The sequence below is a fragment of the Streptomyces sp. NPDC024687 genome (assembly GCF_055559055.1).
In genome coordinates this window covers 1,309,754-1,324,647 of sequence record NZ_JBVHLJ010000001.1, presented here as the reverse complement: position 1 = coordinate 1,324,647, position 14,894 = coordinate 1,309,754, and the positions used below count along the sequence as shown (strand labels likewise).

The 14,894-nt window shown below is 70.3% G+C and carries 15 protein-coding genes; 8 read left to right on the top strand and 7 right to left on the bottom strand.

Annotation, left to right across the window (positions count from 1 at the left end; genetic code table 11):
* Positions 1–58 precede the first annotated feature (58 nt).
* The 5 genes from ACZ39I_RS05935 (at position 59) to thpD (ending at position 4,676) form a co-directional block, all read left to right on the top strand.
* Positions 59–1,159: a pyridoxal-phosphate-dependent aminotransferase family protein gene (locus ACZ39I_RS05935; protein ID WP_467243327.1), complete on the top strand. Its 1,101-nt coding sequence runs from the start codon at positions 59–61 to the stop codon at positions 1,157–1,159.
* 331 nt (positions 1,160–1,490) lie between these two features.
* Entirely contained in the window at positions 1,491–2,000 is a 510-nt protein-coding gene (gene ectA, locus ACZ39I_RS05930; RefSeq protein ID WP_467243126.1) for a diaminobutyrate acetyltransferase, read from the top strand.
* Between the two features lie 57 nt (positions 2,001–2,057).
* Positions 2,058–3,329 (top strand): diaminobutyrate--2-oxoglutarate transaminase, encoded by a 1,272-nt coding sequence (gene ectB, locus ACZ39I_RS05925; RefSeq protein WP_467243125.1) that lies wholly within the window; start codon positions 2,058–2,060, stop codon positions 3,327–3,329.
* Positions 3,330–3,373: 44 nt separating this feature from the next.
* Entirely contained in the window at positions 3,374–3,778 is a 405-nt protein-coding gene (locus ACZ39I_RS05920; protein ID WP_007381148.1) for an ectoine synthase, read from the top strand.
* Between the two features lie 4 nt (positions 3,779–3,782).
* Positions 3,783–4,676, top strand: coding sequence for an ectoine hydroxylase (gene thpD / locus ACZ39I_RS05915; protein ID WP_467243123.1), 894 nt, complete (start codon positions 3,783–3,785; stop codon positions 4,674–4,676).
* Between the two features lie 27 nt (positions 4,677–4,703).
* On the opposite strand, the gene ACZ39I_RS05910 is transcribed toward thpD, so the two are convergent.
* The 6 genes from ACZ39I_RS05910 to ACZ39I_RS05885 all read right to left on the bottom strand — a co-directional run bounded on the left by ACZ39I_RS05910 (position 4,704) and on the right by ACZ39I_RS05885 (position 10,565).
* The gene (locus ACZ39I_RS05910; protein WP_467243120.1) at positions 4,704–5,702 is read right to left on the bottom strand and encodes a maleylpyruvate isomerase family mycothiol-dependent enzyme; all 999 of its coding nucleotides are present in this window, start codon (positions 5,700–5,702) and stop codon (positions 4,704–4,706) included.
* Positions 5,703–5,736: 34 nt separating this feature from the next.
* Positions 5,737–6,345 carry an RNA polymerase sigma factor gene (locus ACZ39I_RS05905; protein WP_467243119.1) on the bottom strand — a complete coding sequence of 203 codons (609 nt, stop codon included), beginning with the start codon at positions 6,343–6,345 and terminating at the stop codon, positions 5,737–5,739.
* Positions 6,346–6,403: 58 nt separating this feature from the next.
* On the bottom strand, positions 6,404–7,456 hold the full coding sequence (locus ACZ39I_RS05900) for an aminotransferase class V-fold PLP-dependent enzyme (protein WP_467243118.1): 1,053 nt from the start codon (positions 7,454–7,456) through the stop codon (positions 6,404–6,406).
* 97 nt (positions 7,457–7,553) lie between these two features.
* Positions 7,554–8,279 (bottom strand): DsbA family oxidoreductase, encoded by a 726-nt coding sequence (locus ACZ39I_RS05895; RefSeq protein WP_467243115.1) that lies wholly within the window; start codon positions 8,277–8,279, stop codon positions 7,554–7,556.
* A 102-nt stretch (positions 8,280–8,381) separates the two neighbouring features.
* Positions 8,382–8,990: a DUF1349 domain-containing protein gene (locus ACZ39I_RS05890; RefSeq protein WP_467243113.1), complete on the bottom strand. Its 609-nt coding sequence runs from the start codon at positions 8,988–8,990 to the stop codon at positions 8,382–8,384.
* A 45-nt stretch (positions 8,991–9,035) separates the two neighbouring features.
* On the bottom strand, positions 9,036–10,565 hold the full coding sequence (locus tag ACZ39I_RS05885; protein ID WP_467243110.1) for an aldehyde dehydrogenase (NADP(+)): 1,530 nt from the start codon (positions 10,563–10,565) through the stop codon (positions 9,036–9,038).
* Between the two features lie 130 nt (positions 10,566–10,695).
* On the opposite strand from ACZ39I_RS05885, the gene ACZ39I_RS05880 reads away from it, so the two are divergent.
* The 3 genes from ACZ39I_RS05880 to ACZ39I_RS05870 all read left to right on the top strand — a co-directional run bounded on the left by ACZ39I_RS05880 (position 10,696) and on the right by ACZ39I_RS05870 (position 13,476).
* Positions 10,696–11,469: an IclR family transcriptional regulator gene (locus ACZ39I_RS05880; protein ID WP_007381154.1), complete on the top strand. Its 774-nt coding sequence runs from the start codon at positions 10,696–10,698 to the stop codon at positions 11,467–11,469.
* A gap of 3 nt (positions 11,470–11,472) precedes the next feature.
* Complete coding sequence (locus ACZ39I_RS05875; protein ID WP_467243107.1) at positions 11,473–11,943, top strand: GNAT family N-acetyltransferase; 471 nt, start codon at positions 11,473–11,475, stop codon at positions 11,941–11,943.
* 81 nt (positions 11,944–12,024) lie between these two features.
* Positions 12,025–13,476 carry a peptidoglycan D,D-transpeptidase FtsI family protein gene (locus ACZ39I_RS05870; RefSeq protein ID WP_467243106.1) on the top strand — a complete coding sequence of 484 codons (1,452 nt, stop codon included), beginning with the start codon at positions 12,025–12,027 and terminating at the stop codon, positions 13,474–13,476.
* Between the two features lie 13 nt (positions 13,477–13,489).
* On the opposite strand, the gene ACZ39I_RS05865 is transcribed toward ACZ39I_RS05870, so the two are convergent.
* On the bottom strand, positions 13,490–14,893 hold the full coding sequence (locus ACZ39I_RS05865; protein ID WP_467243104.1) for an NCS2 family permease: 1,404 nt from the start codon (positions 14,891–14,893) through the stop codon (positions 13,490–13,492).
* Position 14,894 lies beyond the last annotated feature (1 nt).

Below are 14,894 nucleotides of genomic sequence, written 5' to 3'. Positions count from 1 at the left end.
TGGTGGGGAACGGTTACGCTCGTTCACGTCTACCCCAGTGAGCGAAGAGAGCACCGTCGTGACGCACCCCTTCCTGGACCTGGCCCCGCTCGGCGCGGCGCAGTTCGCCTCGATCGAGGACCGTGTGGCGCGGCTGCTGCGCACCGAGCAGGACGTCGTGATCATGCAGGGCGAGGCGCTGCTGCCGCTGGAGGGGGCGATCCGCTCCGCCGCCGGTCCGGGTACGACCGCGCTGAACGTCATCACCGGTCCGTACGGGCAGACCTTCGGGGACTGGCTGCGGGACTGCGGCGCGACGGTGATCGACCTCACGGTGCCGTTCCACACGGCGGTGACCGCGGAGCAGATCTCCGCGGCCTTCGAGGAGCACCCGGCGATCGACTTCGTGTCGCTGGCGCACGCGGAGGCGGCGACCGGCAACACGAACCCGGTCGCGGAGATCGGGGACGTCGTACGGCGGCAGGGTGCCCTCTTCTATCTGGACGCGGTGGCCTCCGTGGGGGCCGAGCCGGTGCTGCCGGACGCGTGGGGTGTGGACCTGTGCGTGATCGGGGCGCAGAAGGCGATGGGCGGTCCTGCCGGGGTGTCTGCGGTGTCGGTGAGCGAGCGGGCGTGGGTCCGGATGGCGGCGAATCCGGCGGCGCCGCGGCGGTCGTACCTCTCCCTCCTCGACTGGAAGGAGCGCTGGATCGACGGCGGCCGCAAGGCCTTGCTGCATGCTCCGGCGCAGCTGGAGATGCTGGCGCTGGAGGCGTGCGTCGAGCGGATCGAGGCGGACGGGCTGGACGCGGTGATGGCCCGGCACCGGGCGGCCGCGGCGGCGACCCGGGCGGGGGCGCGGGCGCTGGGCGGCGGTCTGGAGCCCTATGTGCACGAGGACCGGGAGGCCGCTCCCGTCGCCACGACGCTGCGCTCCCCCTCCGGCCTGGTGGCATCGGAGCTCGTCGCCCGCGCCCTGGCCTCCGACCCCGCGCTGCCCCTGGCCGCGGGCGGGGGCGCGCTGGCCAAGGAGATGATCCGGGTCAACCACTACGGCCCGGACGCGACACAGGGAGCCGTACGGGCGAGCCTGGCGGCACTGGGCGCGGCACTGCACGAGAGGGGCCTCGCGGTGGACGTGGAGGGCGCGCTGCGGGCATCGGAAGAGGCGTGGCGCTAGGACCTGGAAGGTTAACGGCGCATAATCTCCGAGGTAATTCCGAGGTTTATCAGAGATTAGCTTCCCGTTTTCTTCTGCCCGCTTTCTCTCGACCTAAACGCAAAGATTCTGCGAACGCGAAGAGGCTGAATTCGGGGAGATCTCGTGGTGGTTACATGCTTGTGACGCGTTACACACCTTGATCAATTTGCCCCTTATTTGCTGGGCATACTGGTGCATAACGGTCACTTTTTGCGCGTCGGCGCGTGCGCGCGTGATAACACATGAAGCACCCGCACGTAACCCCGCCCGGCGATGCAATTTTAAATTTCCCTCGGTAAATTCAATTCGCATGACTGCCGCACAAGCAGACCTGCAAATCGACCGGCCGACGGTCGCGGACGGAGCCGCGCTGTGGCGGATCGCCCGCGACTCAGAGGTCCTCGACCTGAACTCGTCGTACAGCTATCTGCTGTGGTGCCGTGACTTCGCCGCCACGTCGGCGGTGGCACGCAACGACCGCGGGGAGCCGATCGGCTTCGTCACCGGGTACGTCCGCCCGGACCGCCCCGGCACCCTGCTCGTCTGGCAGGTGGCGGTGGACTCGGCGTACCGCGGCCGCGGACTCGCCGCCGCCCTGCTCGACGCCCTCACCGCGCGGCTCTCCGCCGAGCGCCCGCTGACCACCGTCGAGACCACCATCACGCCGGGCAACACCGCCTCCGAGCGGCTGTTCACGGCGTTCGCCGAACGCCATGGCGCCCGCCTGGAGCGTGAGGTGCTGTTCGACGCGGGCCTGTTCCCCGACGGGCCGCACGACCCCGAGGTCCTCTACCGCATCGGGCCCCTCTCCCCCGCTTAAGCCACCCCCTCCGCCCGACCCCCCACGCACCCCCACGCACCCGAGGAGCGATTCGTCGTGACCATCACCCAGCCCGACCTCAGCGTCTTCGAGACCGTCGAGTCCGAGGTGCGCAGCTACTGCCGCGGCTGGCCCACCGTCTTCGACCGCGCGCAGGGCAGCCGCATGTACGACGAGGACGGCCACGCGTACCTCGACTTCTTCGCCGGCGCCGGTTCACTGAACTACGGCCACAACAACCCCGTGCTGAAACGCGCGTTGATCGACTACCTGGAGCGCGACGGCGTCACGCACGGGCTCGACATGTCGACCACCGCCAAGCGCGCCTTCCTGCAGACCTTCCAGGACCTGGTGCTGCGGCCGCGCGACCTGCCGTACAAGGTCATGTTCCCGGGCCCGACGGGCACCAACGCCGTGGAGGCCGCGCTGAAGCTGGCGCGGAAGGTGAAGGGGCGCGAGGCCATCGTGTCCTTCACCAACGCCTTCCACGGGATGTCCCTGGGGTCGCTGGCCGTCACCGGCAACGCCTTCAAGCGGGCCGGCGCCGGCATCCCGCTCGTGCACGGCACCCCCATGCCGTTCGACAACTACTTCGACGGCACGGTCGAGGACTTCCTGTGGTTCGAGCGGCTGCTGGAGGACCAGGGCTCCGGACTCAACAAGCCGGCCGCCGTGATCGTGGAGACCGTGCAGGGCGAGGGCGGCATCAACGTCGCCCGCAAGGAGTGGCTCCAGGCCCTGGCCGCGCTGTGCGAGCGGCAGGACATGCTGCTCATCGTCGACGACATCCAGATGGGCTGCGGACGGACCGGTGCCTTCTTCTCCTTCGAGGAGGCGGGCATCACCCCGGACATCGTCACCGTGTCCAAGTCCATCAGCGGCTACGGCCTTCCGATGTCCCTGTGCCTGTTCAAGCCGGAGCTGGACATCTGGGAGCCGGGCGAGCACAACGGCACCTTCCGCGGCAACAACCCCGCCTTCGTCACGGCCACCGCCACCCTGGAGCAGTACTGGGCGGACGGTTCCGCGATGGAGAAGCAGACCCGCCAGCGCGGCGAGCAGGTCGAGCAGGGCCTCATCTCCATCACCGAGGAGAACCTGGCCGACATCAAGGAGTACCGCGGTCGCGGCCTGGTGTGGGGCCTGGAGTTCCACGACAAGGCCCGCGCGGGCCGGGTGGCGCACCGGGCCTTCGAACTCGGGCTGCTCATCGAGACGTCGGGCCCCGAGAGCGAGGTCGTGAAGCTGCTCCCGGCGCTCACGATCACCCCCGAGGAACTGGACGAGGGGCTCAGCATCCTCGCCCGCGCCGTACGCGAAACCGCCTGAACCACTGTCTGAACCACCGTCTACGTAGGAGGCATCGCAGCACCGTGATCGTCCGTTCGTTCAAGGACATCGAAGGCACCGACCGCCATGTGAAGGCCGCGTCCGGCACCTGGGAGAGCAAACGCATCGTGCTCGCCAAGGAGCGGGTCGGCTTCTCGCTGCACGAGACGATCCTGTACGCGGGTACGGAGACGTCGATGTGGTACGCGAACCACATCGAGGCCGTCGTCTGCGTCGAGGGCGAGGCCGAGCTGACCGACCACGAGAGCGGGCAGACGCACTCCATCACGCCGGGGACCATGTACCTCCTGGACGGCCACGAGCGGCACACGCTGCGGGTCAAGGAGGACTTCCGCTGCATCTGTGTGTTCAACCCGCCCGTGACCGGCCGGGAGGACCACGACGAGAACGGCGTCTACCCGCTGCTCACCGAGCCCGAGGAGGTGTGACCGCATGACCACCGCCACCGTCACCGATCTCTACCCCAGCCGCGGCGCCACCGAGGTGTCGCTCCCCCGCAAGGACCCGGTCGTCTGGTCGGCGCCCGGCGCGCCGGGACCGATCGCCACGGCCGAGCTGGAGACGTTCGAGCGCGACGGCTTCCTCGCCGTCGACCAGCTCATCGGCCCGGACGAAGTGCCGCTTTACCGACGCGAGTTGGAGCGCCTCGTCACCGACCCGGACATCCGCGCGGACGAACGCTCGATCATCGAGCCGAAGTCCAAGGAGATCCGCTCGGTCTTCGAGGTGCACAAGATCAGCGAGGTGTTCGCGAACCTGGTGCGCGACGAGCGGGTCGTCGGCCGGGCCCGGCAGATCCTCGGCTCGGACGTCTACGTCCACCAGTCGCGGATCAACGTCAAGCCCGGTTTCGGGGCCAGCGGCTTCTACTGGCACTCCGACTTCGAGACCTGGCACGCCGAGGACGGCCTGCCCAACATGCGCACGGTGTCCGTCTCGATCGCGCTGACCGAGAACTACGACACCAACGGCGGCCTCATGATCATGCCGGGGTCGCACCGCACCTTCCTCGGGTGCGCGGGTGCCACCCCGAAGGACAACTACAAGCAGTCGCTGCAGATGCAGGACGCGGGCACGCCGTCGGACGAGGCGCTGACGGCGATGGCCTCGGAGTACGGCATCAAGCTGTTCACCGGCAAGGCCGGTTCCGCGACCTGGTTCGACTGCAACTGCATGCACGGCTCCGGCGACAACATCACGCCGTTCCCGCGCAGCAACGTGTTCATCGTGTTCAACAGCGTGGAGAACCAGGCCGTGGAGCCGTTCGCGGCGCCCATCCGGCGGCCGGAGTTCATCGGCGCGAGGGACTTCACTCCGGTGAAGTGACCCTGCGGTGACCCCAGGGGGCGACCCTCACAGCCACGACAGCGACGCGGCCCGCTCCAGTACGTTCCGTACGGCGGCCGCGTCGCCCGTCGTTTCCCGGGGGACAGTGTCCGGCGCGTACCGGCCGCCGACGAGCAGGCAGAAGTCCACGGCATCCAGGGTGAGTTCGGCGGCCACGGGATCGCTCTGCGAGCCCAGGACCCACTGCTCGCCGCCCCGGACCGCGAACAGCACGGGCGGCGCACCGGCCCCGAGGATCCCGCCCAGGATGCGGACGGCCAGCCCGACCAGCCGCCCCAGGTGCTCCTCGGGCGGCGGCGGTACGGCCAGCCCCAGGGCGCGGCCGATGTCGTCGGTGTGGATCCACGCCTCGAAGGCCCGGGCCAGGAAGTGCTCGGTGACGGGCAGCCTGAGGCCCATCAACAGGGTTGTGCCTGCGGCGAGTTCGAGGTCTCGGGCGTGCGGGCTGCCGAGCAGCGCGGCCGCCTGCGCGGACCAGTCGGCGACGGTCTCCTCGGGCGTACGGCCGTACTCGTGGGCGATCACCTCGGCGGTACGCCTCTCCCAGGCGTCCGCCCAGTCCGCGTCCTCGTCGATGCGCGCTCCCGGCACCCGGGCGTCGATGCCGAGCCGCAGGGCCAGGTGTTCGTCGGCGGCGAGCAGATGGGCGACGGTGGCGTGCACGTCCCAGTCGTGCACGACGGGGGTGGACCAGCGTCCCGCCATCTCGGGCAGCAGTGCCTCGAGCCCGGCAACGGCTGCCGCGTAGGGGGCGGCGTGCCGGGCCACGCGGGGTGGCGCGGGGCGGGCGCGGAGGGCGCCGGTGAGAAGGGTGTCGAGGGGGGACGGCGGCTCGTCGAGCGGCGGGCCGTCCAGCAGTCGTACGGTCGCGCGCAGCCGTTCCGCCTCGGCGGCGCAGCTCTCGCACTCGGCCAGGTGCGGTGGGACCAGGCGCGCCTCGGCCGGGTCCAGGGCTCCGAAGGCCCAGGCGGCCAGCAGGTCGCGTACGTCGTCGTGGTCGGTCACCGCTCGCCCCCTTCCCTGTGTTCCCCTGCCGCCATCATGCGCCCTCTTCCCACACCGGGTCGGGTGGGTCGGCCAAGGTCTCCGCGAGGGCGCGCAGCGCGGTGCGCAGCCGGGTCTTCGCGGTGCCCTCGGGGATGCCGAGCTCGACGGCGGCCTGCCGGTAGGTGCGGCCCGCGAAGTAGGCGAGGTGCACCACCTCCCGCTGTGGCTGCGGGAGTTCAGCGAGGGCGCTGTGCAGCAGGAGGGCGCGCTCCCGGTCGACGACCGCCTCGGCGGGGCCGGGAGAGGCGTCCGGGATGCCGTGCAGGGCGAGGTCGTCGGCGCGGGCGTCCTTGCGGTGCCGGGCCTCGGCGCGCACCCAGTCGACGGCCCGCCGGTGGGCCAGCAGCGACAGCCAGGTGCGCAGGCTGCCCCGGCGCGCGTCGAAGGCGTACGGCCTGCTCCACAGCTGCGCGAAGACCTCCTGCGCGACGTCCTCGGCCGCGGCCGGGCTGCGGGTCACGCGCAACGCGACCGCCCGCACCAGCCCGCCGTACGCCCGGTACGCCTCGGCCAGCGCGGACTCGTCGCCGTACACCAGCCGCCGGTGCAGCTCCGCGTCTGCGGGTCGCTGTACGGACGTCGTCCCGTCCGTGGACTCCACGGCACCACCACCCCTTGGTGCCCCTTCCTAGCGTCCCGCGCGGCGCGGCGCCAGCGGTTCAGGGAGACAGGGCGTCCAGGAGCCGGTCGACGTCCGCGGTCGTGTTGTACAGATGGAAGGAGGCGCGTAGGTTGCCGGCGCGGTTGGACACCTCGATGCCCGCCGCGCTCAACTCTGGCTGCTGCACGCCGAGTCCGGGCACGGACACGATCGGCGAGCCGGGGGCCGGCAGGGGTGCGTGGCCGAGGGTGGCGAGTCCTGCGCGGAAGCGGTCGGCGAGGGCGAGGTCGTGGGCGCGCACGGCGTCCACGCCGAGTTCCTCCAGGAGTTCGAGGGAGCGGCGGGTGCCCGTGTAGGTGAACAGGGCGGGGCTGACGTCGAACCGCCGGGCGGAGTGGGCCAGTTCGGCGACGGGGCCGTAGCAGCTGTCCCACGGGATCTCCCCCGCGACCCAGCCGGCCAGCACCGGCCTCAGATCGCCGAAGTCCTCCGGGACGGCGAGGAAGGCCGCGCCGTGCGGGCCGAGCAGCCACTTGAAGGTGGTGGAGACGGTGTAGTCGTACGACCGCGCGTCCACCGGGAGCCAGCCCGCGGCCTGCGAGAAGTCGACGTAGGTGCGGGCTCCGTGGGCCCCGGCCGCCTCTCGCAGGGCGGGCAGGTCGGCGATCCGGCCGTCGGCGGACTGGGCGGCGCTGACGGCGACGAGGGCGGTGCCGGGACGGACGGAGTCGGCGAGCCGTTCCAGCGGCACGGCGCGGACCTTGAGGTCGCCGCGGGTGTGGAAGGGGTTCACGACGGAGGTGAAGTCGTCCTCGGCGGTGAGGACCTCGGCGCCCGGCGGCAGCGAGGCGGCGACCAGGCCCGAGTGGGTGGACACGGACGGTCCCGCCGCGATCCGGGTGACCGGGACGCCGGCGAGCCTGGCGAACGCGGCGCGGGACTGCTCCACGTCCTCGAACAGCGGATCCAGCGGCCTGCCCTCGGCGCGGATCAGCGCGGCCTGCTGGAGGGCGGTCACGGTGCGGGCGGGGAGCAGGCCGCTGCTCGCGGTGTTGAGGAAGGTGTTCTTCGGGGTGAACTCGGCGCGGACGAGGCTCTCGAAGGTCTCCATGGCTCCACTGTGGGGCCGGAAGACCTCTCGGTCCATTGCGATTTTCTACGGGGTTTCGCCAAGGAACGCTTATACGTCCGCGCCGACCTGCGCGTTGTCAGCCGTGCTGGGGTACGGCGCACCCGTCGGGGCCGCAGGCCTCCGCGCCGGCGTCGCCCTGGTCGATCAGCTGCAGCGGGGAGCGGTTGCCCCAGGCCTGGGTGAGGGCCTGGGTGAAGACCTCGGCGGGCTGGGCGCCGGAGACGCCGTACGTGCGGTCCAGGACGAAGAAGGGGACGCCGTTCGCGCCGAGCTCGGCGGCCTCGCGCTCGTCGGCGCGGACCTCGTCGGCGTAGGCGGTGGGGTCGGCGAGAACCTTGCGGACCTCGTCGGCGTCGAGCCCGGCCTCGACGGCGAGCTCGACGAGCCGCTCGTCGCCCTCGGTGAACAGGGACCTCTCCTCGGCGAAGTTGGCCCGGTAGAAGATCTGGACGAGCTCGTCCTGCCTGCCGTGCTCCTTGGCCAGGTGCAGGAGGCGGTGCAGGTCGAAGGTGTTGCCGTGGTCGCGGTCACGGGTCCGGTAGGCGAGCCCCTCTGCGGCTGCCTGGGCACCGAGGTTCTCCTCGCCGGCCTGCGCCTGGGCCTCGCTCATGCCGTACTTCTTGCTGAGCATGGCGAGGACGGGCTCGACGTCGCTCTTGTCCCGCCCCGGATCCAGCTCGAACGACCGGTGCACCACCTCGACCCCGTCACGGTGCGGGAAGGCCTCCAGCGCCTTCTCGAAGCGGGCCTTGCCCACGTAGCACCAGGGGCAGGCGATGTCGCTCCAGATCTCGACGCGCATGTCTACGGCTCTCTCCAGGTCGGACGGCAGCGGAGACTCCCCCCGCTCAGTTGGTGAACATTCAAGCAGCGGGTCTCATTCCCCACCGGCCCCCGTCGGCGCTCAGCTGCCGTCCCGCAGGTCCGCCGGCCATTCGGGGCGGTACTCGATGTGGTCGTACGTCACCACGCAGCCCTCCCCCATCGGTGACTGGGCCATGAAGCCGACCAGGGCCGCGTCGGTCTCCTTCTCGTCTCCGAGGGTGAACAGGCGGACGAAGGTCCAGTGGCTGCCGTCGCGGGAGGCGTGGAAGGCGAAGGCGCGGCCGGTGCGGCTGACCCGCAGCCAGACCGAACTGCCGTCCACGGTGAAGGAGTTGCAGTCGTCGGAGTGGCCCCGGGTGACGACCGTGCAGACGGTGGGCACGTCCGGCGAGTTCTCCAGGCACAGTTTGGCCCAGGCCCGCTCGCCGACATGGACGTACAGGACGCCCGCGTCGAAGGATCCGTTGAAGCCCACGGTGACGCGGGCTATCAGCTGGAAGTCCCCCTCGGGGGCACCGAGCAGACGCGGCGCGTCGGCGGCGGGGTCGAGGGACTCCCCGGTGGGCGGCACAAACCGGTCCTGCCGGGGGCCGGCCCAGCCGGAGAGAAAGCCGTCCTCGTACTTCCAGTGCCCGTCGGGGCCGTAGGTGCGGAGAGAGAAGGGGAGTTGGGGAAGGTCGACGTCCATCCTCAGAGTTTTCCAGTTCCCTCTCCGCGGGTGGTCCTCGGGTGCCTAGCGCTCCAGAGCGTTGTTGAAGCGCCGGGGCACACCCAGCGGGTTGTCGTCCCTCAGCTCCGGCGGCAGCAGGGCCTCCGGAGCGTTCTGGTACGCCACCGGCCGCAGCCAGCGCTCGATCGCCGTGCCGCCCACCGACGTCGACGTGGACGTCGTCGCCGGGTAGGGGCCGCCGTGGTGCTGGGCCGGGGCCACCGCGACACCGGTCGGCCAGCCGTTCACCAGCACCCGCCCGGCCAGCGGGGTCAGCTCCGCGAGGATCTCCGCGCCGCGTCCCCGGCCGGCCGCCTCCTCGGCGGACAGGTGGACCGTCGCGGTGAGGTTGCCGGGCAGCCGGGACAGCACGGCGCGCGCCTGCTCGTCGTCGTCGTAGCGGACCACCACGGTCACCGGGCCGAAGCACTCCTCCAGGAGCAGGTCGTACGCGCCTTCGATGGTCAGCTTCTCCGCCGCCACCGTGAAGAAGCCCGGGCTCACCGTGTGCTCGCCGCCCGAGCCGGGCGTCACCGGCGTCTCGACCTCGGGCAGCTCCGCGCGCTCGGCGACGCCGGCGACGAAGTTGTCCCGCATGCGGTGGTCGAGCAGAACGCCCGCGTCCGTGTCGCTGACCGCGTCGGTCAGGGACTTCACCAGGCCGTCGCCCGCCGCACTGGACGGCACGAGGACCAGGCCCGGCTTCACGCAGAACTGTCCGACGCCGAGGGTCATGGAGCCCGCGAGCCCGGCACCGATGGCCTCGGCCCGCTCGGCCGCGGCCTCCTCGGTGATCACGACGGGGTTCAGGGAGCCCAGCTCGCCGTGGAACGGGATCGGCACCGGACGCGCGGCCGCCGCGTCGAACAGGGCGCGGCCGCCCTTCACGGAACCGGTGAAGCCCGCGGCGGCGACCAGCGGGTGCTTGACCAGCTCGATGCCGGCCTCGAAGCCGTGCACGAGACCGAGCACGCCCGCGGGGATGCCGTGCTCGTCGGCGGCCCGGCGCAGCACGGACGCGACCAGCTCGGACAGGCCCGGGTGGTCGGGGTGGGCCTTGACGACGACCGGGTTGCCGGCCGCCAGCGCGCTCGCGGTGTCGCCGCCGGCGACCGAGAAGGCGAAGGGGAAGTTGGAGGCCGAGTAGACGGCGACGACGCCCAGCGGCACCTTGTAGCGGCGCAGGTCCGGGATCGGCGGGGTCGCGGTGTCGTCGGGGTGGTTGATCACCACGTCGAGGAAGGCACCCTCCTCGACGATGTCCGCGAAGGTCCGCAGCTGGTAGCAGGTGCGGGCGAGCTCGCCGGTCAGCCGGACCGGGCCGAGCGCGGTCTCGGCGTCCGCGGCCTCGACGAGGTGCTCCTTGGAGCCCTCCAGCTTGTCGGCGGCGGTGCGCAGGAAGGCCGCGCGGACGGTGCGGTCGGCGAGGGACGCGCGCGCGTCGTAAGCGGCGCGGACGGCGGCGTCCACCTCCTGGGCTGTGGCCTCCACCGCAACCTGCTCGCGCTGCTTCCCGGTTCGGGGGTCGACACTCCAGACTGGTGCTGCTGCCACCGCGGGTCCCTCCACGTGTATCTGGGTCATCCACCAGGACCGTTCGATATGCTGAACGCTGTCCCTGATGGTGAATATGCTGTTGGAGACTATATAGCTGGGTTCCCGTTGAACGAAGGGGTCAAGGGCGATGTCGGCTGGCGAGACGGGCGGCGGGTCACAGGTCAAGTCCGCGGTACGGACGGTTGAACTGCTCGAATACTTCGCCGGACGTCCCGGCATGCACTCCCTCGCGGCGGTCCAGGAGGCCGTCGGGTACCCCAAGTCGAGTCTCTACATGCTGCTGCGCACGCTGGTCGAGCTGGGCTGGGTGGAGACCGACGCGACGGGCACGCGGTACGGCATCGGGGTGCGGGCGCTGCTCGTCGGCACCTCGTACATCGACGGTGACGAGGTGGTCGCGGCGGCCCGGCCGACCCTGGACCGGCTCTCCGACGACACCACCGAGACCATCCACCTGGCCCGTCTGGACGGCACGAACGTCGTCTACCTGGCCACCCGGCAGTCGCAGCACTACCTGCGGCCCTTCACGAGAGTGGGCCGCCGGCTCCCGGCGCACTCCACCTCCCTCGGCAAGGCGCTGCTGAGCACGTACTCCGACGAGCAGGTCCGCAAGATGCTGCCGGAGACCCTGCCGGCGCTCACCGAGCACACCATCACCGACCGCGAGAAGCTCATCGAGGAGCTGCACCAGATCCGGGAGCAGGGCTTCTCCGTGGACCGCGAGGAGAACACGCTGGGGCTGCGCTGCTTCGGCGTCGCCATCCCGTACCGCACGCCCGCGCGTGACGCGATCAGCTGCTCGGTGCCGGTGGCGCGACTGACCCCGGCGCACGAACAGATGGTGAAGGACGCACTGTTCGACGCCCGGGACCGGCTGACCCTGGCCACCCGTAGGCTCTGAGGCATGCAGATCGTTCTCCGCGAAGTCCATGACAGCGATCTGCCGGTCTTCTTCCGGCAGCTGAACGACCCCGAGGCCCTGCACATGGCGGCCTTCACCCCGAAGGACCCGGCCGACCGGGACACCTTCGACGCCCACTGGAAACGGATCCGCGCCTCGGACGACGTGCAGCGCACGATCCTGGCGGACGGTGACGTGGTGGGCAGCGCGGCGGTGTACGGCGAGCCGGGCGAGCGCGAGGTGACGTACTGGATCGACCGCGCCTACTGGGGGCGCGGTATCGCCACGGCGGCCCTGGGTGAACTGCTCGCCCAGGTCCCCGAACGTCCCCTGTACGCCCGCGCGGCCGCCGACAACGCCGCCTCACTGCGGGTGCTCCACAAGTGCGGGTTCCGGGTGGCCGCCCAGGCGTCCGGGTACGCCCAGGCGCGCGGTGCGGAGATCGACGAGTTGGTGCTCACGCTGGACGCGTGAGCACCACCGTGGATGAACGTCCGATGAGAAAAGCGGATGTTCGGGAACGATTCGTCCGCCGCTGATCGTCTTCCGAGTGGGATGAACAAGACGATCAGGCGCGCATCGGTCTTCGCGCTGCTCCTGGTGTTCGCTCTGCTGATCCGAGCGACCTGGGTGCAGTTCTACGAGGGCCAGGCACTCGCGGACGACAACGACAACCGGCGGAACGCGATCGAGACGTACTCCTCGCCGCTCGGGAACATCATCGTGGCCGGAAAGGCCGTGACGGGTTCCGAGCGGACGACGGACAGCGACCTCGCGTACAAGCGGACGTACACGAACGGCAAGCTGTACGCGGCGGTGACGGGGTACGCCTCGCAGGCCTACGCCCCGACCCAGCTGGAAGGCATCTACGCCGACCTCCTCAAGGGCACGGACAGCCGGCTGAAGACCGTCATGGACACGATCACCAACGAGCGGGCCGAGCCCGGTGATGTGATCACGACGATCGACCCGGCCGTGCAGAAGGCGGCGTACGACGCGCTCGGCGACACGAAGGGCGCGGCCGTCGCGATGGACCCGACGACCGGCAGGATCCTGGCGGTCGTGTCGACGCCGTCGTACGACCCGTCCTCGCTGACCGACGCCAACACCGCGGGCAGCGCCTGGAAGCGGCTCACCACGGACTCCGACAAGCCGCTCACCAATCGCGCGCTGCGCCAGCCGCTGCCGCCCGGTTCGACGTTCAAGCTGGTGGTGGCCGCGGCCGCGCTGGAGGACGGCCTGTACTCCTCGGTGGACGAGAAGACCGTGAGCCCGGACCCGTACACCCTGCCGGGCACGGTGACCCCGCTGGGCAACGAGAACGCCTCGGCGCCCTGCGAGAACGCCTCGATCCGGGTCGCGCTGGAGTACTCCTGCAACACCGTCTTCGCGAAGATGGCCGTCGATCTCGGCCAGGACAAGGTGCGGGCGATGGCCGAGAAGTTCGGCTTCAACGACGCCGAGCAGGACGTCCCGGTGCGGGCCTACGAGAGCGTCTACCCGTCCGGCATGGACAAGTCCTCGACGGCCCTGACCGGTATCGGCCAGTACGACGTCACGGCCACCCCGCTCCAGATGGCCATGGTCTCCGCGGCCATAGCCAACGGCGGCAAGCTGGTCTCACCGCACATGGTGTCGACGATCACCGACCACGGCGGTGACGTCCTGAAGAACTACGACGACGAGGCGGCCACGACCCAGGTCGTCAGCTCGGACACGGCGGAACAACTCCAGTCGGCGATGCAGTCCGTGATCCAGGACGGCACCGGCACCAACGCCCGGATCGACGGCGTCACGGTGGGCGGCAAGACGGGCACGGCCCAGCACGGCGAGAACAACAGCAAGACGCCGTACGCCTGGTTCACGTCCTACGGGAAGGCCGACGGGAAGGAGGTCGCCGTGGCGGTGGTCGTGGAGCAGTCGAACGCGGCCCGCTCGGAGGTGAGCGGCAACGGCCTGGCCGCCCCCGTGGCCAAGGCCATGATGGAGGCGGCCCTGAAGAACTGAGCCTTCCCGGTGGTTACTTGGCGCCGAGGATCTGCTCGATCGGGTCGATCGCGAAGTACACGAGGAACAGTGCCGAGGCCACCCACAACAGCCAGTGGATCTCCTTGGCCTTCCCCAGCACCGTCTTGATCACGACGTAGGCCAGGAAGCCGGCCCCGATCCCGTTCGTGATCGAGTAGGTGAACGGCATCACGGCGATGGTCAGGAACGCCGGGATCGCGATGTCGTAGCGGTCCCAGTCGATGTGCTTGACCTGGGTCATCATCAGGAAGCCCACGGCGACCAGGGCGGGCGCGGCGGCCTGGAGCGGGACGATGGTCAGCAGCGGGGTCAGGAACAGGGCCAGGCCGAAGAGCCCGCCGGTGACCAGGTTCGAGAACCCGGTGCGCGAGCCCTCACCGACGCCCGCCGCCGACTCGATGTAGGACGTGGCGGAGGACGCGGAGGCCGCACCACCGGCCACCGCCGCCGCTCCGTCGATCAGCAGGACCCGGCCGAGGCCCGGGACCTTGCCCTCCTCGTCCAGCAGCCCGGCCTCCGCGGTGATCCCGACGACCGTGCCCATCGTGTCGAAGAAGTCGGACAGGATCAGCGTGAAGATCAGCAGAACGACGGTGACGATCCCGACGCCGGGCGCGCTGAAGGAACCGAACAGGCTGAAGTGGCCGATCAGTCCGAAGTCGGGGGTGTCGACGACCTTGTCGGGCCACTCCGGCGTGGTCAGCCCCCAGGTCTTGATGTCGGCGATCGAGTTGATGATCATCGCGAGGACGGTCATGGTCACGATGCTGATCAGGATCGCACCCTTGACCTTGCGCGCGAGCAGCCCGATCGTCAGCAGCACCCCGAGACAGAAGACGAGGATCGGCCATCCGGTGAGCGCGCCGGTGCCGCCGAGCTGCACCGGCACGGTGGTGTTGGCGGCGTCGGGGATACGGCTGACGAACCCGGCGTCCACGAAGCCGATGAACGCGATGAACAGCCCGATCCCGACACTGATCGCCTGCTTGAGCGGTTGCGGGATGGCGTGCATGACGGCCTCCCGCAGACCGGTCACCACCAGCACACAGATCAGCAGCCCCTCCAGGACGACCAGGCCCATCGCGTCGTCCCAGCTCATCAGCGGGGCTATCTGGAAGGCGACGACCGCGTTCAGCCCGAGCCCGGCGGCGAGCGCGAGCGGCAGGTTTCCGCCGACGCCCATGACGATCGTCATCACCGCCGCCACCAGAGCCGTCGCGGTGGTCAGCTGGACCGCATCCAACTGGTGCCCGAACTTGTCCTTCGCACTGCCGAGGATGATCGGATTCAGGACAAGGATGTAGGCCATCGTGAAGAACGTGGCGAAGCCGCCGCGTGTCTCACGGGCGAGGGTGGATCCCCGTTCGGAGATCCTGAAGTACCGGTCGACGGACATG